Source organism: Microbacterium sp. CGR2 (assembly GCF_003626735.1).
Lineage (GTDB): Bacteria > Actinomycetota > Actinomycetes > Actinomycetales > Microbacteriaceae > Microbacterium.
Map to the genome: position 1 here is coordinate 2,372,839 of NZ_RBHX01000001.1, position 26,815 is coordinate 2,399,653.

A 26,815-nucleotide genomic window follows, 5' to 3' on the forward strand; every position below is an offset into this window, starting at 1 on the left:
TCGTCATGCCTCCAGAGGTGCCATGGGCTGCCAGCTGCGGTCTCGTCCGACTTTCCCGCCGTCACGGATGCCGCGGAACAGATTGCTCGTACCGCGGAGAGTGCGCTCGACGAAAGCGAGCCGGATGAGCTCCTTGGTGAAGGTCGCAGCGGTGCCGAGGCCGAACAGGATCGGGTTGTAGACGCCATGGACGCGGTAGTACTGCTTGATGAAACCGCGGTTGCGCATGATGTAGTAGCGGTATGCGTTGCTGGACGCGTTCATGTGGCGGATGCCCATATCCCACTGCTTGATCTCGCGCGTGCGTCGCAGCACGAACTCATCGACGATCACCGCGGTGGTGCGCCGCGAGGCGAGCCAGCCGTACATCTGGTCATCCCAGTAGATGAAGAACCGCGGGTCGGGCAGGCCGATCTGCTGGACGATCGAGCGATGGATGAACATGCCCTCGAAGCATCCGCTGTTCATCTCTTTGAAGCCGGAGTCGTCGAAGCTCGAGGGGGCGAACGGGATCGGAATGCCCATGCGCTCCGCGATGCGGTATTGCCAGTAGAACTCGCTGCCGTCATAGTCGAAGCGGCGACCCTGGATGCTCTTGAACCGCGGTGCCCAACGGCCCATCTTCGCGAGACCGTCGGTGAGGACTTCGACGTCGTCGTCCATCATCCAGATCCACTCGGAACCGAGTTCGTACGCCGTGCGCATCCCCTCGCTGAATCCGCCGGACCCGCCCGTGTTGGTCTCGAGTCGGCGGTAGACGATGTCGGTGCCGATTCCGTCCCGGAACGAATCGACGACTGCAGTGGTGTCGTCTGCGGAAGCGTTGTCGATGACCACGACATGCCCGGGCTTGGGGTCCATTGCCGTGATGCTCGTGAGAAGCCCGGTGAGCAGGTGTGAGCGGTTGTAGGTGACGATGACGATCGTCGCCGTCGCCGGGTCGAACGAGGTGGGCACCGAGGTCACCGCTTCTCCTCGAACGTCCGCTGCCAGGACTCGACCGACACTATCTCCGGCAATCCGGCGCGATACCGCTTCTGCAGCTCCGGCCACCGGCGTCGCAGCTCGGCGTGGAGGCGCACGGTCTCGCGCAGCATCCGTCGGTACATCGCGCGATCGCGCGTGTAGATGTTCTTGCCCGAGCCGTCAGCCGCGCTCACCAAGGCGCTGTCGAACGCGGGCAGGCGCCACCACTGCGCATCTCCCTTGCCGAATTCGACTTCCGGCTGGGCGACGTTCGCCGGGTTCGGCTTGTGCAGCCAATGCGCGGTGAGCGTGGACAGCGTGAACCAACGGAGCTTCAGACCCTTGGGGCTGTCGAACACGTTCCTCGCGAGCTGCTTGTAGACCTGTCGACCCTTGCGCGAATGCAGCACCGTCGACGGGTCGCGATGCACGACGGTCTCCGGGTGCTTCGCCGCGAGCGCGCGGGCAGCGGGCATGGCCGTCGCGAGGTTCCGACGCATATGCTCCGGGCCGGACAGCACATCCCGCAGGGCTTGCGCCCGCAGGGCCACGGGGTAGTACTGCATCATCATGAGGTGCTTCAGATCGACGCGCCTGCTGTGAGTGAGCAGTCGACCGCCGCGAGGCGCATCCGAGTGCAGGAGTCCTGCCACGAGCCGATTGCGGGCATGGAAGTACGCCTGCCAGTCGATGGAGTCGTCCTTGTTCACCCAGGACACATGCCAGAGCGCGACGCCCGGCATCGAGACGGTGGGGAATCCGGCCTTACCGGCGCGGATGCAGAACTCGGCGTCATCCCATTTGATGAACGCCGGAAGCGACAGGCCCACCTTGCGGATGGCCTCGACGGGGATGAGGCACATCCACCAGCCGTTGTAGTCGGCATCCATCCGCATGTGGAGCAGTTTGGACTGACGGAGATTGGATACGCCGAAATCGTGCGGCATCTTCTCCTGGTAGAGGTTGCGCCACATGAACGGGTGCTCATCGATGACCTCGGCCCAACCGTGCAGCTTGGGGCGATCCAGCAGATCGAACATGTGCCCGCCCACCAGAGCGGGCGACGTCGCGAACTGGCCGAAGACGATGGAGCGGCGCAGCGACTCCGGTTCGATCCGGACGTCGTCGTCCAAGAGCTGCACGAAGTCGCTCTCCGGCCGCTGGAGCGTTTCGCTCATCGCGCGCGCGAATCCGCCAGAGCCGCCGAGGTTGTCCTGACGGATGACCTGGAGCGTGTCGCCGAGGCGCTCCGCGACATCGGCGTAGCCGTCCTGCTCCGCGACCAGCTGTGTCCCCTGATCGATGAGGAAGATGCGATCCACGAACTCGAGGGCATCCGGCGACGCAGCGAGCGCGCGCAGGGTCTCGACGCAGTAGTCGGGCTTGTTGTAGGTCGTGATGCCGAGCGACGCCTTACCGGTGCGCGCCGGCTCCTGCTCGGTTGTCCATTCGGCTCCCTCGAGCACGGCGGGCTTCTCATCGGCCACGACGTCGAACCAGATCCAGCCGCCGTCGCTGTACTGCGTCAACTCGAGGTCGAAGGACGTGGACGACTCGCCGGTCACCTCGCGAGTCGCGACGCGCTGGCGGATACCGCCACCGTTGGAGCGGTAGACGAGGATCGTCGCGGGCCCGGTCGTGCGGACCGTCAGCTTGACCTGGCGCACGCTGGTCCAGTGCTGCCAGTAGGAAGCGGGAAAGGCGTTGAAGTAGGTCCCGAGCGAGACGCGACGCCCCGAGACGATGCGCGCGCGGTGGCGACCGAGGATGTTGCCCAGATGCGCGCGATTGGACACGCGAACGGGTTCCTCATCGATCACAGACCACGTCTCGGGGTCGGCGTAGAGGGGGAGCAGATCGGGGTCGCGATCGAGTGGGAAGACGACATTCTGAAGGACGTGGGCCACTGGCATGTTCTCCGATGTTGGTGCCGCAGACCACCGCCCGAGGGCAGTGCGCGACTCGACGAGCAGTGAGTAGCCTATCGCCCGTCACCTTCGGATCAACGGAACGCCGACCGCCGAGGCGTACCGACCGGGTGGCTAGACTCGGAGCGATGAAGGTATTGATCACCGGCGGCGCCGGTTACATCGGGTCCACCGTGGCTACCGCGTGCCTCGAGGCGGGTATGCAGGTGGTGATCCTCGACGACCTCTCCACAGGGCTTCGGGCCTTCGGCGAAGATCGCAATCTCTACGAAGGTGACATCGCGGACCCGGCGGTGCTGGAACGCCTGCTCGCCGATCACCCGGACATCGATGCCGTCGTGCACTGCGCAGCGCGCATCGTCGTCCCTGAGTCCGTCGCCGACCCCCTCGGCTACTACGAGGCCAACGTCGGCAAGACGATCATCTTGCTGCAGCGACTGCGAGATGCCGGCATTCCCCGCATCGTGTTCAGTTCGTCTGCGGCGGTGTATGCGGGAGAGAGCGGTGCGGGCGTCGACGAGAACAGCGCGTTGGCACCATCGAGCCCGTATGCGACGACCAAGGCGATGGTGGAGCAGATCCTGAAGGATGCGGCGAACGCCGGCGACTTCCGCGCGATCGCGCTCCGCTACTTCAACCCGATCGGCGCCGACCCCGAGATGCGGACCGGACTGCAGAATCCGACTCCGTCGCACGCGCTGGGAAAGATCATGCAGGCGCGGGCGTCGGGTGAGCCGTTCCCTCTCACCGGCACCGATTGGCCCACGCGAGACGGCTCGGGTCTGCGCGACTACATCCATGTCTGGGACCTCGCCCTCGCGCACGTCGCCGCCGTGCAGAAGTTCGACGAGGTCGCCACCGAAGCCGACCGGTACCAGGTGATCAACCTCGGCGCCGGTGACGGCGTCACCGTCCGTGAGCTGGTGGCCGCTTTCGAGCGTGTGACGGGCGAGCCCCTGCCTGTGGTCGAGACTGCGCGACGCCCGGGAGACCAGGCCGGAGCATTCGCGATCGTGGACCGCGCCGGTGAGATGCTCCAGTGGCACGCCGAACGCTCGGTCGACGACGGCGTGCGGGATGCGCTCGTGTGGGCGCAGAAGCTGCCCTCGCTGCGCTGAGATCTACTCTTGCGGCCGCAGAGTCGGGATGGCGCCGGTCTGGGCAGCGTCGATGTTCTCGCGCCATGAACGCGACTGCCCCGCGCGCAGCGCGCACAGCACGAGCATGAACCACCCGGCGCCCACCAGGGTGAAGCTCTCGAACATCGAGTCCACCGCGAGGGTCACCAGGATGATCGGCGTCCAGGCGTAGACCACGGATCGACGAACGCTGGCGACCAGCCACGAGCGGATGAGCGCGACCCCGCCGAGCAGGAGGAAGAGCACGAGTCCCGCAGCGCCGAGCTGCAGCAGGACGTCGAAGAAGGCGTTCAGCGCGCTCTGGTGATGGTCGTCGAGCTGGAAGTTGATGTAGGTGAAGGGGTATTCGCCACGCGCCCACCCGCCGAACCAGCCCCAGCCCTCGATCGGCTTCAGGGCGACGAAGTCGAGGATGGTGTTCCACAGGGTCGCGCGGATCGAGAAGTCCGAACCTGCGTCGAGCAGGGCGATGATCTGGTGGCGGAACGCGAACGCGATGGTGAGCGCGAGAGCGACCAGCCCCCCGAGGATCCACTGCACGAGGGTGCGGCGCTCCGGTGAGGCATGGCGCACGATGGTCAGCGCCCCGGTCACGATGCCGACGGCGACCGCGAGGACGAGGACGGTGGGCGATGCCGACAGGAAGGCCAGAGACCCCGCCAGTGCCATCGACACCACGGCGAGCGGCGGGTTCACCGACTGCGTGCGCCACTCGATCACGAACGTGATCAGCGCGATGACCGCGACGAATCCCAGCATGTTGCGGCTGCCGAAGATGCCCTGGATCGGACCGCCTGCGGCGAGGTTCCCCTGGATCGCGAGGAAAGTGAACGGGATGTCGAGGAGGATGCCGGAGAGGATCTCCATCGCGAGCGACACCGCGAGCAATCCGCGCAGTGTGTCGCCGATCGCGCGGACGGTCTGGAGAGTGTCGCGGATATGACCCACAGTGAGCGCCAGGAACGCGAAGCCGAACAGTGAGAGCCAGCCGAAGAAGGTGTCGGTGCGGTCGGTGGTCCACACCAGACTCACCAGTGCCCAGGCGAGGAAAGCGACCAGAGAAGACGGGGCGATCCGCAGCGGAGAGAGCTCCTCCCGCCGCACCCAGAGGATCGCCACCCCCAGCAGACACAGCACGGTGATGATGGCCGCGAGCGTGACCGCTGAAGTCATCTCCTCGATGGCGAACGACCCGAACACCGCGGTGAGTGTGGCGAGGGTGAACGCGCGCGCCATCTCCACCGAGCCGAGCAGGCGCATCATCGGTCGACCCTGCGTCACGGGACCCGCCGTGGGCGCGCGCCGCGCTCGAACAGGAGATCCCGCTCGCCCACGCCCACGAGCGGCACGGACTTGAGCTTGAACGAAAGCATGATCAGGAGCATCCAGCCCCAGAGCATGATGGGCGTGGATTCCGACAGGCCCTGGACGAGGAGGACGACGGTGAACAGGCTCGGCAGCAGAGTGAGCGGCGAGAAGTTGCGTGCGGAGTTCAGATCCCACCGCGGACGGTCCACGGCGAAGAACCACGATCGCCACAGCAGGCTGAGATAGGCGACGGCCATCAGGACGACCCCGACGACGCCGAGTTGAAGCAGTACGTCCAGCCACATGTTGTGCGCGTGGAACACCGTGATGCCGTGGTCGGTGATCCAGCCGTCGAACGCCGGGTCCTGGGGAATCCACGGGCTCGAGAAGCCGTTGCCGACGATCGGATGCTCCGCCGCGCGCTCGAGCACCTTGGTCCAGATCTTGTCCGAGCGGCCGGTGAGGTCCGAGCTGCGGCCGAGGAGACCGAGGAGGACGTCGCGCAGCAGCCAGACGGCCAGCAGCGCCGCGACGGTGGTGCCGATGGCGATCACATAGATGCGCGTGCGCGCAGCGGGGGTCGTGGCGCGTCGCATCAGGAGGGCGACGACGAGGACCACCGCTGCGGCGGCGGCGCAGACGAACGCGGTCGCCGAAGAGGTGCGGATCAGGAAGTAGGCGGCGAGGAGCGTCCACAGCCCGAGGGTCGTCCGCCACCGTGCTCGCGCGGCGAAGAGCACTCCGAAGGTGATGATCGCGAACAGAGAGATGATCGCCAGCAGGTTCGCGTTGCCGACGATCCCCTGGATCCGGCCGCCGTCGAAGAGGTTGTCGCGTACCCAGTACCACTGCGGATCGATGTCGCCGTCCGGCAGGTCCGTGAAGTTCGGCAGCAGCGGGTCGTGCAGGACCAACGAGACCCAGAGCTCCAACAGCAGGGACAGGCCGAGGATCCACTTGAACGTCGACGAGAGAGCACGGATGATCTCGTGCCAGGTGAGGACGTGGGCGATGAACAGGGCGTGCACTGTGACGGCGGCGAGCAGCGCCCAGGTGAGCAGCGTCGGCCCGCGCCACTGCGACCATGCGACGGACACGAGCGCGAAGGTGGTGTAACCGAGAGCCGCCCAGGGGAGTCGTCGCCAACGGAACGGCTGGGGCCGGTTGCGCGTCAGCATCGGCACGCCGATGGCGACCGTCGCGAGGGTGAGGGTCGCGAGCACGATGGCGGCGCCGAACATGCCGAGCAGGTTGTAGACCGCAGAGTGGGCGAAGGTCACGAAGAGCGTGAAGATCACGTAGCTGCGCAGCAGGAGATGCCCCGTCGACTCGCGTTCCGGCGCGGTGGGCGGGGCCGCCACCGGATGCTTGGTGTACTGGGCCATCCGGTTCAGGCTACAGCGCCCGGCCAGGTGCGTCTGTGTGCATCGCTGAGCGCCTCTACGCTGGGTTCATGCTGCTGAGCCTGACGAACGCGCCCCGCGACTACGCCTGGGGATCGGACACTCTTCTCGCCGGACTCGAGGGACGCGCGCCCTCTGGTGCCCCCGAGGCGGAGGTCTGGTTCGGGGATCATCCCGGAGATCCAGCCGACGTCGCAGGAGGAGGAACGCTGGATCAGATCACCGGCGGCACTCTTCCGTATCTGCTGAAGCTGCTGGCTGCGGGCCGGCCCCTCTCGATCCAGGTGCATCCCACGCGAGAGCAGGCGCGTGCGGGATGGGAGCGGGAGAAGGGGCTCTCCGGGGATGACCCGGAGCGGAACTACCGGGACGACAACCACAAGCCCGAACTCATCGTCGCGCTGAGCGATCGATTCGAGTCCCTGAGCGGGTTGCGTCCGATCCCGGCCACGATGGCTTTGCTGGACGTCCTCGACGATCACGCCGGTGTCGTGGAGCTGCGGCGGCGGTTGAGTGCCGAGGGCGATGTGCTGCGTGACGTGATCGGCTGGCTCCTCGGAGGGGAGGCGCAGTCCGAGGTGGACGACATCGTGGCGGCAGTGGCGTCGGCGGCGGAATCGGATGCCGGCGAGTGGGCGCCCACGCTCCGGATGATCGCGGGCGTCGCGAAGGTGTATCCCGGGGACGCCGGCGTCGTCGTCGCACTGTTGATGAATCATGTCGTACTGCGTCGCGGCGAGGGGATCTTCCTTCGCGCCGGCCTGCTGCACGCGTACCTCTCCGGGCTGGGTGTGGAGATCATGGCCGCGAGCGACAACGTGCTCCGCGGCGGACTCACCCCCAAGCGCATCGATGTACCCGAACTGCTGTCGATCCTCGACACGACGCCCGGCGAGGTGCCGGTACTGCGCCCCTCCGTCGACGGCGCGGTGACCGCGTACCCCGTGCCGGTGGCCGACTTCGCGCTCGAGCGGGTCGCTCTGACCGGGGAGCCGGTCCGGCGCGAGGTCTCCGGCCCGACGATGGTGCTGGCCACTGTCGGAACGGTCACCGTCACCGCCTCCGCTGGAGACGGGCGGGACGTGGCGGTCGGTGCGGTCGCCTTCGTGACCGACGACGAGGGGGCGATCACGCTCTCCGGCCACGGCGAGGCCTTCATCGCGGCACCGGGACGCGACACGCCGATGCGGGCGCAAGAACCTTCAAGAGTCGATTGAGGGTTTACGATCCGCGACTTGACCCGAGCGAATGACACGAGTGTAATTAGTTCAGCACGGCCCGCCGGGGGCGGATACAGAGGTTGGAGTTCGAGATGACGGGATACCGTTCCGACGTACCGGAGAACTGGTTCGTCGACCCGATCAACCTCGGAGTACCGGGGGTTCGGAAGCCGAACGCCGAGGACGACAACGCCCTCGCCTGGCAGAGCGACGCATTGTGCTCCCAGACCGATCCCGAGGCCTTCTTCCCCGAGAAGGGCGGCTCCACGAGAGACGCCAAGCGCATCTGCACCACCTGCGACGTCCGCGGAGAATGCCTCGAGTACGCACTCAACAACGATGAGCGCTTCGGCATCTGGGGCGGACTCTCCGAGCGCGAACGCCGCAAGCTCAAGCGCCGCGCGAGCTGAGACGGATCGGGGCGCGGTCGCGCCGCATCCTGGTGAACGTCACGGTCGCACCGCGTCCGGTGTACTTCGCGGGCGCGCCGCGTCCGGTGTCTTCGCCACGGTCATCGCGCGCATAGGCTGACCACGTCATGCCAGCCCGAGTTCACGCCATCATCGTCGCGCGCCCCGGATCCTCTGCCCGCGCGCAACTCCTCCGCACTCTCGAAGCCGTCCGCACCCAGACGAGTCCGGCGGCCGCCGTCACCCTCGTCATGTGCGGCGACGCGACCTCGGCCCGAGAAAGCGAGGCGATCGCCACCACCGTCGAGGGGATCATCGAGGCTCGGTCGACGACGTCGTTCGCTGAAGCGGTCGAGCTCGCGCGACCCCGCGTGCTCGAAGGCTCGGCCGTCTGGCTGCTCGCCCAGGACACCGCACCGCACCCGCGGGCGCTCGAGCGCCTCAGCGGAGTGCTGGAACGCTCCCCATCCGCGGCGATCATCGCCCCGAAGCTGGTGGCGACCGACAATGACCGTGAGATCGTCTCACTGGGCGTCACGATGACCACCCTGGGACGCTCGGTGGAGTTGGCGGCGGGAGAACTCGACCAGGGCCAGCACGACGGCATGGACGATGCACTCGGGGCCGACATCCGCGGAATGCTCATCCGAGGCGAAGTCCGGGACGCCCTGCGTCCCGATCCTGCCCTCGCCGGAGCCGACGAAGGACTCGATCTGGGAGTGCGGGCGCGACTCGGCGGCGGGCGCGTCGTCCTCGCGCCGAGCGCGCGGATCTCCGTCTCTCCCGGGGGCCCGGCCGCCCTTCCTTCCAGCACCTGGCGCCGCGCGTACGTGCGGCGGCTCGCGCAGTTGCACCGCCGACTCGCGTACGCGCCGGCCCCGACGGTTCCCCTGCACTGGCTCTCGCTCCTTCCTCTGGCGCTGTGGCGCTCGATCACACAGCTGATCGGCAAGCGACCGGAAGCGGTGATACCCGAGTGGGCTGCGGCGGTGACCGCGATGGTGCGTGTCGGCGCGATCGTGCGCTCGCGTGCGCGGATCCGCGCGTTCCGCGCGTCGACCTGGGCGAGTATCGCTCCTCTGCGAGTGACGTCGCTGCAACTGCGTCGGCGACTAGACGACGGGCACGGCAGCGAGGGCGGCGCTGTCAGCGAGCTGCGCTTCTTCTCGGGAGGAGGAGCATGGGCAGTGCTGGCCGCGCTGGTGGTGAGCATCGCCTCGTTCACCACAGTCCTGGCCTGGCCCGCCATCGGGGGCGGCGGCCTGCTGCCACTCCGTGAAACGGTCGCCGCGCTTTGGGACGACGCTGCGTGGGGGCTCCGCGGCGTCGGGGTGGATCTGGTCGGTCCGGCTGACCCGTTCGCCGCGCTCATCGCCGTCATCGGCACCCTCTGGCCCGGCGAGCCCTCTTTCATCCTCGTCCTCCTCTGGATACTCGCCCTCCCGCTCGCCGTTCTCGGTGGGTGGTTCGCCGCGACCCGCGTCACCGATCGCGCGGGTCTGCGTATCTTCGCCGGCGTCGCATGGGCGGTGGCGCCCACCTTCCTCACTGCTCTGGTCGACGGGCGCCCGTCTGCCGTGCTCGCCCATCTGCTCCTTCCGTGGCTCTTCCACGCGGCAGCCGTCGCCCACCGGTCGTGGGGCGCGGCCGGCGCGGCATCCCTCTTCCTCGCGGCCGTGCTCGCCTGCGCACCATCGCTCGCACCGGCGCTCGCCCTGCTCTGGATCATCGCCATCGGCATCACGCTCGCCGGCGCGCGGTTCCGCGGCGCCGGGCGACTGCTGTGGCTTCCGGTTCCCGCTGCGCTGCTCTTCGCGCCGGTCGTGCTGTGGCAACTCGCCCACGGACGCCTGCTTTCGCTGCTGGGCGACCCCGGGCTCATCTGGGTGGGCCCGCAGGCGTCGGCGGATGCCGTGGGCCGCCACGCGCTCGCGACAGGTTTTCCCACGGCCGATCTCGGGGGATGGACTGCGGTCGTTCCGACGGAGTTCGGGGCCTGGGCGCCGTTGTTGTTCGCGCCCCTCGCTCTGCTCGCTCTCGCCTCGGCGGTCGCACCGCGTTGGCGGGCCGGAATCACCCTGCTGGTCGTCGCTCTCTCCGGCATGGCGACGGCCTTCCTCGCCGTCGGAGTCTCCGTGAGTTTCACCCAGGGAGTGCCGGTCGCGATCTGGCCGGGCGCCGGCTTGAGCCTCGCCTGGCTCGGTGTGATCGGGGCGGCGCTGGTCACGCTGGACACGGCGCTCACTCATCCGCGCGTGCGCCTCGCCGCCACCGCTGTCACCGCGGTGGCGCTGGTGGTCTGCGCTGTGCCCGCCCTCACGGCGTTCCACGGCGGGCGGTCCGTGCTGACGAACGGTCCCGAATCGACCCTCCCTGCCTACGTCGCGGCCCAGGCCGCAGACGACCCCTCGATCTCGACGCTCGTGCTCACGCCGCAGAACGACGGGGGGCTCGCCGTCGAGGTCGTGCGGGGGGCGAGTGAGACCCTCGGCGCTCAGACCGCCATGATGTCGACGGCCACGGCTCCGCAGGGCACGGACATCACGACCCTCAGCGTCGACATCATCTCCGCGCGCGCATTCGATGCCCCGGCAGAACTCGCGGGCCACGGCATCAGCTACGTGCTGCTCGCTGAGACGGCCGGAGGCGAGGGCGACAAGGCGCGCTCGCTGCGCGCGACAGCCGTGGCATCGATCGATCAACGGCCCGGCTTCGTGCACGCCGGAAACACCGACCGCGGTGTCCTGTGGCGGCTGGAGGTCGATCCCGCCGGCCCCGCGCCGTTGACCGTCGCGGAGAAGGCCACCGCCCGGCTGGTGATCACGCTGCAGATCGTCGCCGTCCTCGCGGCGCTGCTGCTGTCGATCCCGACGCGCGCGTCACGTCGTGCGGCGCGTTCACGCTCGCGGATCGTCGGTCGTGTCCCGGAAGAGCCGCTCGTCCTCCCGCGACACGCCGAGGATCGTGAGGCGGAAGACGATCACGCAGCCGCGACCAACGCCACCCCCGTCGCGATGGTCACCGCCGATGAGCCTCCCCGCGACGAGCTGCCCGACGCACCCGTCGATCGCGACGAATCCGGCGACGTCGTCAACGACGAGGCCCGGCAGGACGGGGCCGAACACGACGAGGCCCGACAGGACGGGGCCGAACACGACGAGGCCCGACAAGACAGGGCTGAACACGACGAGGCCGAAGAGGAGCAACGATGAACGGCACCCGCGCGTTTCGAGTGGCGACCACCGGCGCCCGCCTCGTGACCGGCGTCGTCGTCGCCGTGGCCTGCGTGGTCGGCGTCACCGTCGGCGTCCACGCCGCTTGGCCGCAGGTCACCCACGAACCGGCGAGCGTCGAAGTGACTCCGCTGCCGGGCGACAGCGTGCTGGTGTGCAATGGTGACCTCCGTGCGCTAGGACGGGACTCGTCGGCACCGCTGGACATGCGCTCTGCGGCATCCCCCGAGTTCACCGCCGACGGCACGAACGGCGCTCCCGACGTCGAGCTGATCGACACGCCGGACCTCATCGATGCCGGGGAGGTGCGGCTTCTCACGGGCACGGTGGAGGGACGTGAAGTGCCACTGATCGGCGCGGCGGAATCCGTATCGGTCGCGGCGGACGATCTGGCAGGGCTCGCAGCGCTTCCCTGCGGCGAACCTCGACTGGAGTCCTGGCTGGTCGGGGGGAGCGTCGGCACCGGAACCTCGGATCTCGTCATCCTCACCAACGCGGCCGAGGTGCCGACGACGGTGACCCTGTCGGTCTACGGGACTCTGCGGAGCGCGCGAACAGTGGTCGTCGCACCGCGGACGCAGGTCGCCCTGCCGCTCACGTCGATCGCCGCCGGCAACGAGTCGCCCGTGGTGAAGGTCACGTCGGTCGGAGCGCCCGTGCGAGCCGTGCTGCAGTCGTCTCTGATCCGAGTTCTCGACCCCGCGGGCATCGACCTGCAGGAGGCCGTGGCCGGCGCCCAGGAGAACGTGGTGCTCGCCGGCGTCCAGACGTTCGCCGTCGACGGCGACGACGCCGACACGACCGTCCTGCGGCTGCTTGCGCCCGGAGCCGACGCGCAGGCGCGCATCAGTGTCCGGCCCACCGGATCGGCAGCGCCGGCGAGCGAGTTCTCCGTGCCGCTGCGCGCGGACGAGCCGGCGGACGCGGCGCTGAGCGGCCTCGAGCCGGGAACCTACTCGGTCGAGGTCGAGGCGGATGCGCCGGTGGTCGCGGCCGTGCGCCAACACGACGGAGAAGGCGCGGGGGCCGACTTCGCCTGGGTGACTCCGGCGCCCGAGATCGACTCCGACGTCCTCGTCGCGATCCCTGCGGGTCCGTCCCCTCAGCTCCAGCTGGTCAACACCACGGAGACGGATGCGACGGTGTCGCTCGAGCCGGTCGGTGGCGGCGACGCGCAGGAAGTGGTGGTACCGGCCGGGGCGTCACGCAGCCTCGCTGTCGAGGCGGACACGACCTATCGACTCCGACCCTCCGGCACGGTGCACGGGGCTGTGAGCATGACCGCCCCTGGAGCGTTGGCGGTGCTCGCCGTGCAGCCGGGGGCGGGAGCGGAGCAGTCCATCACCGTCTATCCGTGATGGCGACGTGCCTCGCGACGCTCCGGGATCAGTGGTCGTGACCGAGATCCCACGGCTCACGGCCGACGTATTCGGCGGCCGCACGGAAGACGGCGCTCTCGATCGCCATCCGGCGGTGTGCGGTGTCGTCATGGCCGGGAGGCAGGAGACGCTCGATGGGAAGCCGGAAAAGGACGATTCGTTGATTCTCGCGGTCGAGGTGCCACCGGGGGACTTCGTCCACCGGGTCGAAACCCGGGATGGCGCCGATCTCGAAGCGCACTTCCTGCAGTTCGGGCCAGGTGCCACGAAGAAACTCGACCGCGGTGCCGACGGTGAGGTCGAAGCGATCGAGGCGACCGTCGAGCGGAGCGAGAGGAGGACGCACGACCTCGCTGCGCCCGAGTCGTCCGTGCCGACCGTGTCGCGCCCCGCGCCGAGGAGCGGCAGCGGCGCGAGTGGCACGACGACGAGGCATGTCGAAAGTCTAGGCGTTGCGGTGGGTGCGGCGCGGCAACCGTGTCCGCGCTCCCGGCCCACGTAACCTGACTCCAATGGACGAGAGACTGTGCTCGAAGGTCGGATGCGCGCGAGAAGCCGTGGCGACTCTCACTTACGATTACGGCGACAAGATGGCGGCGCTCGGCCCCCTCGGTGCTGCCAACGACCCGCAGGCGCACGACCTGTGTTCACCGCATGCGGATCGCCTCTCCGTGCCGGCCGGTTGGCTTGTCGTCAGGCACGAGGCCCTGCGCGCCTGACTCACGGACGCATCCCGACACACGCGCCGTGCAGGGTGGAACAATGGGCACATGCCCGAGCTCGACTACCGCGTCGCCGATCTGTCCCTCGCTGAAGCCGGACGCCATCAGCTCCGGCTGGCGGAGAACGAGATGCCGGGGCTCATGGCGCTCCGCGCCGAGTTCGGCTCTGCGCTTCCGCTGAAAGGCGCGCGCATCGCCGGGTCGTTGCATATGACCGTTCAGACGGCGGTGCTGATCGAAACCCTCGTGGCGCTCGGCGCCGAGGTGCGGTGGGCGAGCTGCAACATCTTCTCGACCCAGGATGAGGCGGCCGCCGCCGTCGTGGTGGGGCCGGACGGGACCGTCGACGAGCCGACAGGTGTTCCCGTCTTCGCCTGGAAAGGGGAGACGCTCGAGGAATACTGGGAGTGCACCGAGCGCATCTTCGACTGGTCCGCCACCGGCTTCGAAGGACCGAACCTCATCCTCGACGACGGCGGCGATGCCACCCTCCTGGTGCACAAGGGTGTGGAATTCGAGAATGCCGGAACCGTACCCGATCCTGCCCTCGACTCAGCGGGCGGTCAAGCGGACTCCCGGGAGTACACGATCATCCTCGACGTCCTGCGCCGTTCGCTGGCTGCAGCGCCGGACCGCTGGACCAAGGTCGCCTCCGGCCTCGTCGGGATCACGGAGGAGACGACGACCGGCGTCCATCGGCTGTACGAGCTCGCCGCGGCCGGCGGGCTGCTCGTTCCCGCCATCAACGTCAACGACTCGGTCACGAAGAGCAAGTTCGACAACAAGTACGGCATCCGTCACTCGCTGCCCGACGGGCTCAACCGTGCCACGGACGTCTTGATCGGCGGCAAGGTCGCTTTCGTCTGCGGGTACGGCGACGTCGGCAAGGGCGCGGCCGAGGCTCTGCGGGGCCAAGGCGCCCGCGTCATCGTCAGCGAGGTGGACCCGATCTGCGCGCTGCAGGCGGCCATGGACGGATTCCAGGTGGCGCGTCTGATCGACGTCGCCGGCGAGGTCGACATCGTGGTGACGGGAACCGGCAACCGCGACGTCGTCACCTGCGAGCACCTGCTGGCATTGAAGCACCTCGCGATCGTCGCCAACGTCGGTCATTTCGACAACGAGATCGACATGGCGGGCCTCGAGGCGCTGGATGGTGCGGAGAAGATCGAGATCAAGCCGCAGGTGCACGAGTGGCGGATGCCGAACGGGCGGAGCGTCCTGGTGCTCAGCGAAGGGCGGCTGATGAATCTGGGCAACGCCACGGGACATCCGTCTTTCGTGATGAGTGCGTCGTTCACCAATCAGGTGCTCGCGCAGCTGGAGCTGTTCACGAACGTCGGCGCGTACCCGACCGGGGTGCACACGCTGCCGAAGGCTCTCGACGAGAAGGTGGCGCGCCTGCACCTGGATGCTCTCGGGGTGCAGTTGACGACTCTGACGGACGGTCAAGCGGCGTACATCGGGGTTCCGGTCGACGGCCCCTACAAGCTGGCACACTACCGCTACTGACCGAAGAGGCTCAGACGCCGATGCGGCGGCCGGTGAGCTTCTCGGCGCGACGGTCGGAGTTCGCCAACGCGCGGCTCTCCCGCTCCCTGCGAAGAACGGTGATCCCCACCAGCACCGCTTCCGGAGGCGCCTGGGGCATCGGCGACACGTAGGGAGTCGCTTCGGTGAGCAGATCCTGGGCCACCCTGGCGCGCGCTGAGGGGATCATGCGTGGCGCGCTCTGCAGGAACTGGGAGATGCGTCGTGCGAGCCTGTCGGGAAGGCGTGCGACATCCGCGATCTCGGCCCATCCTGCGAGCATCGGCGGAAGCACGGGCGCGAGCGAGACGAGCTTCGGGGTGCGGACCCGCTGGCTGTAGGTGCCGGCGACCAGATCGCCGAGACGCTGGGATCGCGCGTTGAATGCTCCCGTGAGCACCGCGATCCCGCCGAGGGTCATATAGATCTCCAGCACACCGAGAAGAGCGCGGATGAATGCGTGGCGGAAACCCGCAGCGCCCCCGTCCACACGGACGATGCGCCCGCCAACGGCCAGCTTGCCCAGGCTGCGCCCCTTCAGCGCCACCTCCATCGTGATCGGCAGCACGACGAAACTGACCACCAGCGCGGACACGGTCGCGATGCGGTCGGTGGCGTCGTCCAGGATGCCGGCGTCGAGGAGCCAGATACGGAGGAAGATCCACAGGATGAAGACGGCGAAGCCGAGCAGCATGTCGATCAGTGCGCCGACGGCTCGGAGGAGGAACCCGACCGGCTGCACGTCGATGGCGACGGCCTCACCGGAGAGCACCTCATCGGACGCATCGATCTGGACGGACATGAGTACAGTAAATCAGGTGGATGCCGATGCGCTGACTGATGCTCGCCGCTCCGAATGGGAGCGACTGGAGGAACTCAGCCGCGCCCGGCTCGACGGGGCGGGAGTCGATGAGCTCATCGTCCGCTATCGGGCCGCGTCCGCCGACCTCGCAGAACTCAAGACGTCGATCGGGGATTCCCCGCAGGGCGATTACCTCTCCACCATCCTGGTGCGAGCTCGTCTTCGTCTCACGGGCGCGGCAGACAGCATCCTGACGCAGACCGGTCGCTTCTTCCGCCGGCAGCTTCCGGCTGCCCTCTACCGACTGCGGTGGACGACGCTCATCATCGCTGTGGCGTTCGTCGCGATCGCGGTCGGCACCGCCGCCTGGATCGCGAGTGATCCCGCACTGATCGCGACCCTCGGCCCGCCGGACGCGTTGGAGCAGTATGCCGACGAGAGCTTCACCGGCTACTACACGGAGAATCCGGCGGCGGTCTTCATGGGCATGGTCTGGACCAACAACGCCTGGATCGCGATGCAGTGCGTGCTCTTCGGCGTCACCGGCATCTGGCCGATCTACATGCTCGTTCAGAATGCCTTCGGTCTCGGCGTCTCCGGCGCGGTGATGGCGGCGCACGACCGCGCTGACGTCATGGTGCTGTACATCCTTCCGCACGGCATGCTCGAGCTGACATGCATCTTCGTGGCCGCGGCGGCGGGTCTGCATGTGTTCTGGGCGTGGGTGGCGCCAGGGCCGCGCTCAAGGGGAGAGGCGCTCGCCGAGCAGGGAAGGGCACTCGCCACGGTGGCGATCGGTCTGGTCTTCGCGTTGTTCCTCGCGGGACTCGTCGAAGGCTTCGTCACCGGATGGGCGCTGCCCTGGCCGGTGAAGATCGGCATCGGTGCCGCGGCCCTTGCCGTGTTCCTGATCTACATGCTCGTTGCGGGTGGGCGCGCTCACCGCTTGGGGGAGACCGGCGACCTGGTGGAGTACGAGGCCGGAACGCCGCGTCTGGTCGCCGGCTGACCAGGTCCGTTCACAGCCGTCCGGCTGCCTTGAGCTCCAGGTAGCGGTCGGCGATGCGAGGAGGAAGATCCTCCGGGTCGGCGGCGATGGCCTCGCCGCCTGCCCGTCGGATCGCGTCGGCGACATTCTCCGCGTCGTGGATGGCGTGTTCCGCCGCGGCGGCGAGGTAGATCTCCTCGCGCGACCCCCGTCGGCGGGCGAGCGTACTGATGTCGTCATCTGTGACGGAACCGACGAGCACGGTCGTCGCCCGAGATGCGTTCGGGAACGCCCCGAGGAACCCTCTGGCCGATTCGGCGGCATCCTGTGCCGTCAGCACGACGATGAGCGAGGGGCGATTGGTCAGGCTGCGCACGGCACCGAAAGCGCCGTGCCAGTCGGTATCGACGAGACGCGCGTGCACGGGCGCCATCGCGTCGGTCATCGCGGGCAGGAGGGCGGCACCGTCGATCCCGCTCACGCGTCCGCGGACCACCCGGTCGTACATCAGCAGGTGAACGTGATCGCCGGCACGCGAGGCAAGCGCAGCGAGCAGCAGGGCCGCTTCGAGCGACGCGTCGACGCGGGTGCCGTCGCCGACACGCGCCGCCGCAGTGCGTCCGGTGTCGATGATGATGACCACATGACGGTCGCGTTCCGGGCGCCACGTGCGAAGCATCGTCGTCCCCGCTCGCGCGGTGGCGCGCCAGTCGATGGACCGCACGTCATCTCCGCGGACGTACTCGCGCAGCGAATCGAACTCCGTCCCCTGCCCTCGAACCTGGATGCTCGTGTTCCCGTCGAGCTCGCGGAGTCGCGCCAATCTCGACGGCAGGTGCTTGCGCGAGGCGAAGGCGGGGAGGACCCGGATGGCGCCGCGCACGTCATGCCGAGCCTGTCGACCGGCGAGACCCAGGGGGCCACGAGAGCGGATCATCACGAATTCGCTGACGAGCTCGCCCCGACGGCGTGGGAACAGCCCGAAGGTCAGGCGTGCGCGCTCGCCTGCGGGGACGCTCAGTCGCTGACGTTCCGTCGGCGCGCCGGCCGTGGGCTGCCAGGCGTCGCGGATCACCGCATGGAGCATCCGGGAGCCGTGATTGTGCAGGGCGACGCTCACCGGAACCGGTTCGCCGATGCGCGCTCGTGCAGGCACTCGTCGGCTCACCGTGACCGACCGAGGGTTCGCGGCGCCTGCGACATCGATGGCCGACAGCACCAGGCACAGCGCGATCCAGCCGCCGAGCACCGCGTACGCCGGATATCCCGCCGCGCCTGCGAGGACGAGCGGGATCACTCCCACAGCGAGGGCGATGCCCAGGCGACCGGTGATGAACACCTAGATCGGAACCCTGGTCTGCTGCACGACCGAAGTGAGCACGGCATCTGCCGATACTCCCTCCATCTGTGCATCCGGTCGCAGCTGCAGGCGGTGGCGCCACACGGGGACCAGCATGGTCTGGACGTGGTCGGGAGTCACTGCCGTCGAGGCGTTGAGCCAAGCCCATGCCTTCGCCGCGGCGAGCAGTCCGGTCGAGGCGCGGGGGCTCGCACCCAACTCCACGGAGGGCGATTGGCGGGTCGCTCTGGCGAGGTCGACGACGTAGCCGAGGACATCGTCGGTCACCTCGACGCGCCCGGCAGCCTCCTGCGCCGCGCGGATCTCGGCCGCACTGACCACAGGTTCGACCCCGGTGAGCTCGCGTGGCGAGAAGCCCTGAGCGTGTCGACGGAGGACGGCGACCTCGGCGTCGCGTTCCGGCATGCCCACCACGAGCTTCATGAGGAAGCGGTCGAGCTGTGCCTCGGGCAGCGAGTACGTGCCTTCATGCTCGATCGGGTTCTGGGTCGCCGCGACCAGGAAGGGGTCGGGGAGCGGTCTGCTTGCCCCGTCGGCCGATACCTGGCGCTCTTCCATCGCCTCGAGCAGTGCCGCCTGCGTCTTCGGCGGCGTGCGGTTGATCTCGTCCGCGAGCAGGATGTGCGTGAAGACGGGCCCTGCACGGAAATCGAACTCGCCGCTGCGTGCGTCGTACACGAGGGAGCCGGTGACGTCGCCGGGCATGAGGTCGGGCGTGAACTGCACGCGTTTCGTGTCCAGGCCCAGCGCCCGGGCGAACGAACGCACGATCAGCGTCTTCGCGACACCCGGCACCCCTTCGAGGAGCACGTGACCGCGGGCGAGAAGGGACACGAGAAGTCCGGTGACGGTACCCGCCTGGCCGACGACCGCCTTGTCGACTTCGGTGCGGACCCTGTGCATGGCCTGACGCAGCGCGGCGTCGTCAGCAGGAGTGTTCTCAACGGTCACGTGATGCCCTCGGCTTCCGTGGTGGTGGGTGTATGACGGTCGGTGTGACTCATTGGTCGTCCTTCGGGGCGCGGCCGGTGGCATCGACGGCGGACTCGAGTTCCTCGAGGCGTCGCGCCAGTTCCACGAGCGCCGAGTCGTCGGACGGCAGCGGCCCGGCGAGGAGCGTCTGCAGCGTACCGCGCGGGATTCCCAGGCGATCGGATGCCGCATCGGCGACCTCGTCTGCAGTGGCGTGCGCGGCCAGGGCCAGGCGGCGAGCCAGCCGGCGCCGAGAACCGTCGCGCAAGGCCTGTCCGGCGTGTGCGGCGTCCCCGGCCTTCGCCGTCAGGCGTGCCCGGCCGTGCATGGTCTCCGAGGCGCGCACCGTGACCGGAAGAGTCTCGGCCACGAGCGGACCGAAGCGCTGGCCGCGCCAGATGGCTGCGGCGATCCCGGCGATGAGGATCAGCAGGATCACCGGCGTGACCCATGGCGGCGTGAGGCTGCCGAGCGTGTCGGGAGACTCGCCCTCGATGTCGGTGTCGCCGAAGGACGGCACGTACCAGACCACCCGCTCGCTCTGGCCGAGGAGCGCGAGCGCCAGAGCCGCATTGCCGTTCTCCGCGAGGTAGGCGTTGCTGAAGAGTCGTGAGCCCTCGACGAGGGTGCGGCGGACGCCGTCGCGGTCGTCGATGAGCACGGCATCGCCGTCCGCGGACCCGAAGCAGCCCGTGACCTCGTCGGCGGGGGAGAAGAAACGATCGGCGCGGATCTCCCCGACGCGGGCGAACTCGGGCACGGAGCACTCGGCCTCCCGCGGCGAGGAACTCCCGGGGGCGTTCTCGCCGATGTCGAGCACGCGCAGCAGATGAGTCCCGGTCGAGAGGAAGACGACCCGTTCCGCGGGGGCGATGAGTTCGGCGAGCGCCTCGTCGCTGAGTGTGTACGGGTTCGTCATCACCAAGGTCGTCTCATCGTCGATCGCCGATCGTGCCTCCGCACGCGACCGGAAGACCGACACCTCGACCCCCTGATCGCGAAGGATCTCCGCCAGCGCCAGTGCACCCGAGTCGTCGCGCCCCTCCGGGTCGAGCGCACCGCGCGCGCCCGGGGCCGCCGCGCTCACGCGCAGGGCGACGAACGCGACGGCGAGCACCAGCACGACGATGATGATCCATCCGACGACGGAACGGATTCGCTGTGGTCGCCGTGCCGCCGTCGACGACTCGATCGTTGCGGGGCTGCTCGTCGTCATGCGGGCACCGTTTCCGGTCGCCGCGCCCGAAGGCGGTCATCTGTCGCCGCCAGTTCACGGTAGTGCTCTTCCGATGCCGGATGACGCAGGTACCGCACGTCGTCGAACGCGACGGCAGCGTTGCGCATGGCTGAGGCTTCGTCTGTGAAGACCTCGCTCGCCGCGCGCGCGATCGACTGCGCGGTGGCGCCGGGAGCCGGATCGATCAGGTCGCGTTCGAGGAGGCTCCGCGCGATGGCGCGATATCGGAGGATCACCGCGGCGTCCCAGTCGCCGTCGCGCGCGCGGCGTTCGGCGTCCGAGCGCAACTGGGCTGCGCTGCGATCATCGCTCGCGCCCAGCAGATCTGTACGCGCCGAGCGTACCGCTCGCGATCGGCGCGGTCTGCCCCAGAAGATGAGGGCCGTGATCAGTGCCGCGGCGATCAGCACCGTCACGATGATGAGCGCGGACGGCCCGATGTTCGCCCCGTTGTCGGAACTGAACAGATCGGCGAGGAAGCGCCCGATGTCGCGGGCGACGAGATCGAACCATGTCGGCTTCGCCTCCGCGTAACGCGGATTGGAGAGCTCTTCCTCCGCCCAGCGGCGGGCTTCGTCCCCGTCGGGGACGAACGGGTCGTCGGTCACTCGGATCATGCCCTGCCGTCACCGCTGCCCGGGGCTGTCCAACCACCGTCAGCGGGGGAGGCCCAGGGGCTCTCGTTCGGTGCGGACGCCGACTCGGGGCCGGCGGGAGACGGCATCGCAGGAGCATCCGTCGCGCCCGGTGGGAGGGGCGCAGCAGCGGGCGGCACCGCCTGTGCCCCGTAGGGCTGTGTGCCGTACTGGGGTGCCCCATACGGCGGCGGATAGCCCTGACCGGGGATCGGCTGTCCACCGGGCTGCGGATAGCCGTAGCCCTGGGTCATCATCACGTGTTCCGGTACCTGCTTGGGCGGCGGAGCGCTCGTCACTGCGCGCGCAGGATCGACAGCGAACGGGTCGCCCAGCTGCTCCTCGGTCCAGCCGAGGTCTCGACGCTCGACGTGCGCGATGAGCGTCTGATCCAGTCCCTCGTACCGCATCCGGCAATCGAGGTACACGAGCGCCGAACCGGTGCTCTGCACGACCAGGGTGATCGCCTGCAACACCAGCAGCAGGATCTGCGGCGCGAGAAGGGTGAGGACGAAGCCGACGACCGCGCTGGGTTCGGGTGAGCCGGTGGGTGCCACGACGGATCCCAGCAACGAGCCCAGCAGAGTGACCGGGATGCTCACGACCTGCATCGCCAGCCCCATGATGACGCTGATGAGGAAGGTCACGCCGAACGCGACCCAGAAGCGACCACGAGTCAGGCGCCAGGAGCGGACGAACGCGTCCCGGAATCGGGCACGTTCCAGCACGAGGATGGACGGCACCAGCAGCAGTTTGGTGGTCAACCACACGGCCAGCGGAATGCATGCCAGGGCGATGAGGATCACGATGAGGACGATGAGACCGATGGATTCGACGGTGCCGCCGAGCCCGCCTGCCACGAAGGCGCCGATGATCACCGCGACGATCGCGAAGATACCGAACACCGCGAGCACCGACAGCGAAGCGAAGCCGGCCAGTCGCCAGAACGACGGAGCCATCTTCCGCCAGAGCATCCGAAGACTCGCCTTCACGCCGATGGAGGCGTAGCCGACCTCCGCCGCCACGACGCCCTGCATCATGGCCGTGAAGGCGATCGAGGTCAGACCGACGGCGAGTCCCGCGACGATGTTGATCGCGATCGTGCCCGCCATCACGGCTTCGAAGTCGGGGGAGGATGGAGGGACGGTCTCCAGTCGCGAGAAGGTCGTGAAGAGCACCACGCCCATCACGCCCGCCGTGGCCACCACGACGATGAGCTGGATCACGACCGCGAATCCGAAGAGGACCTTGGGGTTGTGCCGCAGCGCAGCGAAGGCCTTTCCCAGCAGCATCCCGAATGTCAGAGGATGGAGGGGAATGATCCCCTTCTTCGGGGCAGGTGTCCACGTCTGGCCGCTCACAGGCACTCCCTCCATCGTGCGCTCCCATCGTGTCATATCCCCGTGCGTGGTGCGCAGACCTGCGGAGGGCGGTACCCGGTGCCATAAGGTAACAGGTATGACCTCACGGATCCTTGTGGTCGACGACGACACCGCGCTCGCCGAAATGATCGGCATCGTGCTGCGCACCGAAGGCTTTGAGCCGGTGTTCTGCGCCGATGGTGCACGCGCGGTCGACGAATGGCGCACGCAGCGACCTGACCTGGTGCTGCTCGACCTCATGCTCCCGGGTATGGACGGCATCGAGATCTGCACGCGCATCCGCGCCGAGTCGGGCGTCCCCATTCTCATGCTCACCGCGCGGAGCGACACGGCCGACGTCGTCCGTGGCCTCGAGGTCGGCGCCGACGACTACATGGTGAAGCCCTTCAACCCGAAGGAACTCGTCGCCCGTATCCGTACCCGACTGCGACCGACGCCGCAGGCCACCAGCGAGCAGCTGAAGGTGGGAGACCTCACCGTCGATGTCGACGCGCACGAGGTGCGCCGAGGCACCGCGCCCATCGCACTCACGCCGCTCGAGTTCCAGCTCCTCGTCGCGCTGGCGTCCAAGCCTCAGCAGGTCTTCTCGCGAGAGATGCTGCTGGAGCAGGTCTGGGGCTACCACTACAAGGCCGACACGCGGCTTGTGAACGTCCACGTCCAGCGGCTGCGCGCCAAGGTCGAGCTCGACCCGGACAACCCGAAGATCGTGATGACCGTGCGCGGTGTCGGCTACCGTGCCGGGAGCGTCGGCTAGGCGCACGATGGCCGCGACGACAGCGACCACCACGGCGGTCGCTGTCCTGCGCGACTGGCGAGGTTGGCCGACCGTGCTGGGAGCGCTGTGGCGACGTTCACTGCGGTTCCGCACTCTCACGATCACGCTCATCGCGACATCATTGGCCATCTTCATCACCTGCGTGACGATGGCCCTCGTGATCCAGAACGACCTGTTCGTCTCCCGCAAGAACGTCGCGCTCGAGGACTCCCGGCGAGCCGTCGACGAAGCGCAGATCATCCTCGACGTGGCAGAGGTCGGCGACGACCCCGCCGCGCTCACGGAGCTGTGGAACAGCATCCAGACCAACTTCGCGCGGACATCGAGTGCCGACCAGCTGGCCGGCTACCCGATCGAGACGGGTTCCGACGGTGTCGGGCTGAACGGCTTCACCGCCGGCGGTCTGAGCGAGGATCAGCTGAGTCCGGAGCTCCGCGCCCGCGTCGTCGAGTTCGACGACCGTCAGGCGTGGCAGTCCGTCGCGCTGCCTGTCGGCGACGGCGGCGACGTACCCGGGATCGTCGTCGGCCAGCAGCTGCAGGTGCCGGAGGCTGGTCCGTTCGAGGTCTACTTCGCCTACGACCTCGAAGACGCCGATCAGACGCTCGTGTTCGTGCAGCGCACGCTGTGGATCGCGGGAATCGGGCTGGTGGCGATCGTCGCCGCGATCTCCTGGATAGTGCTGCGAACGGTGTCCACCCCGATCGTCCAGGCCGCGGAGACCAGTGCGCGTCTGGCTGCAGGAGACCTCGGTGTCCGTCTCGAAGTGCACGGCGAGGACGAGCTGGCCACCCTGGGTCGATCCTTCAACGCGATGGCTGACAGCATCGAAGCGCAGATCAAAGAGCTGGGTGAGCTCTCGCTGGTGCAGCAGCGCTTCGTCTCGGATGTGTCGCATGAGCTGCGCACCCCGTTGACGACCATCCGGCTGGCTGCCGACATGCTCAACGACCGGCGGTCGGAGTTCGACCCCACCACCGCTCGTGCGGCCGAGCTTCTGCACGCGCAGGTGCAGCGATTCGAGACGCTGCTGTCCGACCTCCTGGAGATCAGCCGCTACGACGCGGGTTCCGTGCAGCTCGAGTTGGAGGCGACCAGCCTCGCGCACCTCGCAGAGGACATCATCGAGCAGATGCATCCCCTCGCGGAGGGACACGGTTCCGAACTGAGGCTCGTGGCGCCGGGGGGCTATTCTCCGGTCGACATGGATCCCCGCCGTGTCCGCCGCGTTCTGCGGAATCTGATCGGAAATGCGATCGAACACGGCGAGGGGCGCCCCGTCGTCGTCACTGTCGACAGCAACCAGCATGCGGTCGCGGCGGGGGTGCGCGATTTCGGGCTCGGGATGGACCCTGCCGATGCCGAGCGCGTCTTCGACCGTTTCTGGCGCGCTGATCCCTCTCGCCAGCGCACGATCGGAGGCACGGGGCTCGGTCTTTCCATCGCTCTCGGCGATGCGACCCTCCACGGCGGGACGCTGTCTGTCTGGTCGCAGCCGGGCGTCGGGACGAACTTCGTCCTCACCGTTCCCCGGCACGGCCCTGTTCTCGAAGGACCGAGCCCCATTCCGACCGAGCCGCAGGAGCCGCTCGCGGAGCTCGGTGACGCCACTCAGCCCATCTCCCTCGCGGAGATCCCGCCCGAGCTGCTCGGCGAGACGGAGGCGCGATGACCGAGTCCGGTTGGAAGAAGATGCTGAAGGGCGGCGCACTCGTCGTGGTGGCCTTGCTCCTGCCCGCGTGCGCAGGCCTCCCGACAAGCGGAGACGTGGCAGTGGGACTCGAACTCGGCGAGTCACCGCCCGACGTCGACTTCCTTCCGGTGGCATCAGGACCGATCGCCGGTGCGGGGCCGCAGGAGATCGTCGAGGGTTTCCTCGAGGCAGGCGTCACGACGTCCGACAACTGGGACACTGCGCGCGACTTCCTTGCGCCGGAGCTCCAGCAGTCATGGACACCCACCGCCGGCGTCTCGATCGACAGCGGCATCCCCGCGCGAAGGCTGGAGTCATCCGTCCCTGAAGCCGAAGTAGAGAGTGCCGACAGTGCGGAGGTGCAGGTGCTTCTGGCTCTGGTGGCGAGCGTGGACGAGTTCGGCGCGTACTCCGAGGCCGTCGGTGCCTCGAACGTGCCGTTCACTTTGGAGCGCATGGACGACGGGGAATGGCGCATCACCCAGGCACCCGACGGCATCGTCATCGACGAGCCCCGCTTCGCCAAGGTGTTCGAAGGTTACGCGTTGCAATATTTCGACAGCAGCTGGACGCGCCTCGTCCCCGATGTGCGATGGTTCCCCCGGCGCCAGAGTCCCGCCACCACCGTCACGCAGGCGCTCATCGGCGGAAGCCCGAGTTCATGGCTCGACCCCGCTGTGCAGACGGCGTTCCCCGTCGACGTGCAGTTGGCCCAGGAGGCCGTCCCGATCGAGGCGCAGATCGCGGAGGTTGCGCTCACGCGGGCGGCGACAGGCCTCGACGAACTCACTCTGTCTCGTATGCGCACGCAGCTGCAGGCGACCCTGCGGGCGGCGGGAGTGGCGGTGTCGCAGGTGCAGTTCACGGTCGACGGGCGCGCGATCGACGCCGGCGTGGTCGAACTCGCCGACTCGTCGGCGGATGTCGGGACGCTGGTACTGCGAGACGGCGCCTTCGGTCGGGTCGTCGGCGACGAGATATCGCCCATCCCGGGCATCAGCGAGGAGATCGCCGCCATCTCGGATCCGATCGCCGCGATCGACGTCGCCGTCGACGATTCCCGCGCGGCCGTGCAGCTCGGCGACGGCCATGTGTACCGGGTCGCCGAAGGAACTCGCGACGAACTGGACTCACGGCCGGGTCTGATCACCCCTTCTCTCGATCCCTACGGCTACACCTGGACGGTGCCGGCAGGCGACCCCGACGCAGTGCAGGTGTCGGGGAGCGATGCGGTTCCCCTCAAGGTCGGCAACGCCTGGCCGAACGCTTCCGCGGTGAGCGACCTCCGGGTGTCCGCCGACGGAGCCAGAGTGGCTGCCGTCATCACGGTCGGCCAGCAACGGTGGATCGTCGTCGCGGCGGTGATCCGCGATTCCGAGGGGGTCCCGATCGAGCTCGGCGAGGTCAAGTCGCTCGACCGTACCCCTGCGCCGTCGTCAGGTCTGGCGTGGTTGGGCTCGGATCGACTCAGTGTCCTCGTCGATCCCCAGAATCCGCAGCTGATCACTCAGATGGTCGGCGGACCAGGGGGAGCAGAGGCCGCACCGACAGATGCCGTCTCGATTGCCGGCGCACGGACTGTCGCCGGCGTGCGCGTTCTCGGATCCAGCGGCAAACTCTTCGCACACGCCGGTTCCGCGTGGCGCGAGGTCATCACCGGAGTCACGGTTCTCGCCACCCGCGCAGGGGAGTGAACGCAGCTCTGCTGCACAGCCGGGGCGGGTCCGCGA

22 protein-coding genes are annotated in these 26,815 nt (G+C 68.3%); 11 read left to right on the forward strand and 11 right to left on the reverse strand.

Annotated elements, in window-relative coordinates:
• Positions 1-3 precede the first annotated feature (3 nt).
• Together D7252_RS11860 and D7252_RS11865 are read right to left on the reverse strand one after the other, a co-directional pair.
• On the reverse strand, positions 4-966 hold the full coding sequence (locus tag D7252_RS11860) for a glycosyltransferase (protein ID WP_120775575.1): 963 nt from the start codon (positions 964-966) through the stop codon (positions 4-6).
• Positions 963-2,873 (reverse strand): glycosyltransferase, encoded by a 1,911-nt coding sequence (locus D7252_RS11865; RefSeq protein WP_120775576.1) that lies wholly within the window; start codon positions 2,871-2,873, stop codon positions 963-965. Before D7252_RS11865 ends, D7252_RS11860 begins: the two co-directional genes overlap by 4 nt.
• A gap of 149 nt (positions 2,874-3,022) precedes the next feature.
• On the opposite strand from D7252_RS11865, the gene galE reads away from it, so the two are divergent.
• Positions 3,023-4,012: a UDP-glucose 4-epimerase GalE gene (gene galE, locus D7252_RS11870; protein ID WP_120775577.1), complete on the forward strand. Its 990-nt coding sequence runs from the start codon at positions 3,023-3,025 to the stop codon at positions 4,010-4,012.
• A 3-nt stretch (positions 4,013-4,015) separates the two neighbouring features.
• Here the strand turns inward: galE and D7252_RS11875 are convergent, their stop codons facing one another.
• Both D7252_RS11875 and D7252_RS11880 read right to left on the reverse strand, forming a co-directional pair.
• Positions 4,016-5,296: an O-antigen ligase gene (locus D7252_RS11875; protein WP_251050715.1), complete on the reverse strand. Its 1,281-nt coding sequence runs from the start codon at positions 5,294-5,296 to the stop codon at positions 4,016-4,018.
• 14 nt (positions 5,297-5,310) lie between these two features.
• Complete coding sequence (locus D7252_RS11880; RefSeq protein WP_120775579.1) at positions 5,311-6,726, reverse strand: O-antigen ligase; 1,416 nt, start codon at positions 6,724-6,726, stop codon at positions 5,311-5,313.
• A 68-nt stretch (positions 6,727-6,794) separates the two neighbouring features.
• Here D7252_RS11880 and manA point away from each other — a divergent pair, with 68 nt between their 5' ends.
• The 4 genes from manA to D7252_RS11900 all read left to right on the forward strand — a co-directional run bounded on the left by manA (position 6,795) and on the right by D7252_RS11900 (position 12,965).
• Positions 6,795-7,961 carry a mannose-6-phosphate isomerase, class I gene (gene manA / locus D7252_RS11885; RefSeq protein ID WP_120776943.1) on the forward strand — a complete coding sequence of 389 codons (1,167 nt, stop codon included), beginning with the start codon at positions 6,795-6,797 and terminating at the stop codon, positions 7,959-7,961.
• Between the two features lie 95 nt (positions 7,962-8,056).
• Positions 8,057-8,374 carry a WhiB family transcriptional regulator gene (locus tag D7252_RS11890; protein ID WP_116635434.1) on the forward strand — a complete coding sequence of 106 codons (318 nt, stop codon included), beginning with the start codon at positions 8,057-8,059 and terminating at the stop codon, positions 8,372-8,374.
• 128 nt (positions 8,375-8,502) lie between these two features.
• Positions 8,503-11,586 (forward strand): glycosyltransferase, encoded by a 3,084-nt coding sequence (locus D7252_RS11895; RefSeq protein WP_251050716.1) that lies wholly within the window; start codon positions 8,503-8,505, stop codon positions 11,584-11,586.
• Entirely contained in the window at positions 11,583-12,965 is a 1,383-nt protein-coding gene (locus D7252_RS11900; protein WP_120775580.1) for a DUF5719 family protein, read from the forward strand. Before D7252_RS11895 ends, D7252_RS11900 begins: the two co-directional genes overlap by 4 nt.
• A gap of 28 nt (positions 12,966-12,993) precedes the next feature.
• On the opposite strand, the gene D7252_RS11905 is transcribed toward D7252_RS11900, so the two are convergent.
• On the reverse strand, positions 12,994-13,422 hold the full coding sequence (locus D7252_RS11905; RefSeq protein WP_251050717.1) for a metallopeptidase family protein: 429 nt from the start codon (positions 13,420-13,422) through the stop codon (positions 12,994-12,996).
• Between the two features lie 76 nt (positions 13,423-13,498).
• On the opposite strand from D7252_RS11905, the gene D7252_RS11910 reads away from it, so the two are divergent.
• Together D7252_RS11910 and ahcY are read left to right on the forward strand one after the other, a co-directional pair.
• Positions 13,499-13,705 carry a DUF3499 family protein gene (locus D7252_RS11910; RefSeq protein ID WP_120775582.1) on the forward strand — a complete coding sequence of 69 codons (207 nt, stop codon included), beginning with the start codon at positions 13,499-13,501 and terminating at the stop codon, positions 13,703-13,705.
• 51 nt (positions 13,706-13,756) lie between these two features.
• Complete coding sequence (gene ahcY / locus D7252_RS11915; protein WP_120775583.1) at positions 13,757-15,220, forward strand: adenosylhomocysteinase; 1,464 nt, start codon at positions 13,757-13,759, stop codon at positions 15,218-15,220.
• 10 nt (positions 15,221-15,230) lie between these two features.
• Here ahcY and D7252_RS11920 read toward each other — a convergent pair whose 3' ends face one another.
• Positions 15,231-16,040 (reverse strand): RDD family protein, encoded by an 810-nt coding sequence (locus tag D7252_RS11920; protein ID WP_120775584.1) that lies wholly within the window; start codon positions 16,038-16,040, stop codon positions 15,231-15,233.
• A 16-nt stretch (positions 16,041-16,056) separates the two neighbouring features.
• Here D7252_RS11920 and D7252_RS11925 point away from each other — a divergent pair, with 16 nt between their 5' ends.
• Positions 16,057-17,049 carry a stage II sporulation protein M gene (locus D7252_RS11925; protein WP_120775585.1) on the forward strand — a complete coding sequence of 331 codons (993 nt, stop codon included), beginning with the start codon at positions 16,057-16,059 and terminating at the stop codon, positions 17,047-17,049.
• Between the two features lie 10 nt (positions 17,050-17,059).
• On the opposite strand, the gene D7252_RS11930 is transcribed toward D7252_RS11925, so the two are convergent.
• The 5 genes from D7252_RS11930 to D7252_RS11950 form a co-directional block, all read right to left on the reverse strand.
• The gene (locus D7252_RS11930) at positions 17,060-18,367 is read right to left on the reverse strand and encodes a DUF58 domain-containing protein (protein WP_120775586.1); all 1,308 of its coding nucleotides are present in this window, start codon (positions 18,365-18,367) and stop codon (positions 17,060-17,062) included.
• Complete coding sequence (locus D7252_RS11935) at positions 18,368-19,291, reverse strand: MoxR family ATPase (RefSeq protein WP_251051322.1); 924 nt, start codon at positions 19,289-19,291, stop codon at positions 18,368-18,370. It lies immediately after the preceding gene.
• A 97-nt stretch (positions 19,292-19,388) separates the two neighbouring features.
• Positions 19,389-20,576 carry a DUF4350 domain-containing protein gene (locus D7252_RS11940; RefSeq protein WP_120775588.1) on the reverse strand — a complete coding sequence of 396 codons (1,188 nt, stop codon included), beginning with the start codon at positions 20,574-20,576 and terminating at the stop codon, positions 19,389-19,391.
• The gene (locus D7252_RS11945; RefSeq protein ID WP_120775589.1) at positions 20,573-21,214 is read right to left on the reverse strand and encodes a DUF4129 domain-containing protein; all 642 of its coding nucleotides are present in this window, start codon (positions 21,212-21,214) and stop codon (positions 20,573-20,575) included. The genes D7252_RS11940 and D7252_RS11945 overlap by 4 nt, the downstream gene beginning before the upstream one ends.
• A complete protein-coding gene (locus D7252_RS11950) occupies positions 21,211-22,593 on the reverse strand; it encodes a hypothetical protein (protein ID WP_120776944.1) in 1,383 nt (460 codons plus the stop codon). The genes D7252_RS11945 and D7252_RS11950 overlap by 4 nt, the downstream gene beginning before the upstream one ends.
• A 97-nt stretch (positions 22,594-22,690) precedes the next feature.
• Here D7252_RS11950 and mtrA point away from each other — a divergent pair, with 97 nt between their 5' ends.
• Genes mtrA through D7252_RS11965 form a run of 3 tightly spaced genes read left to right on the forward strand, consistent with a single transcriptional unit; the run spans position 22,691 to position 26,779 of the window.
• Positions 22,691-23,371 (forward strand): MtrAB system response regulator MtrA, encoded by a 681-nt coding sequence (gene mtrA / locus D7252_RS11955; protein ID WP_120775590.1) that lies wholly within the window; start codon positions 22,691-22,693, stop codon positions 23,369-23,371.
• Between the two features lie 7 nt (positions 23,372-23,378).
• On the forward strand, positions 23,379-25,064 hold the full coding sequence (gene mtrB, locus D7252_RS11960) for an MtrAB system histidine kinase MtrB (RefSeq protein ID WP_120775591.1): 1,686 nt from the start codon (positions 23,379-23,381) through the stop codon (positions 25,062-25,064).
• Positions 25,061-26,779 carry a GerMN domain-containing protein gene (locus tag D7252_RS11965; protein WP_251050719.1) on the forward strand — a complete coding sequence of 573 codons (1,719 nt, stop codon included), beginning with the start codon at positions 25,061-25,063 and terminating at the stop codon, positions 26,777-26,779. The genes mtrB and D7252_RS11965 overlap by 4 nt, the downstream gene beginning before the upstream one ends.
• Positions 26,780-26,815 lie beyond the last annotated feature (36 nt).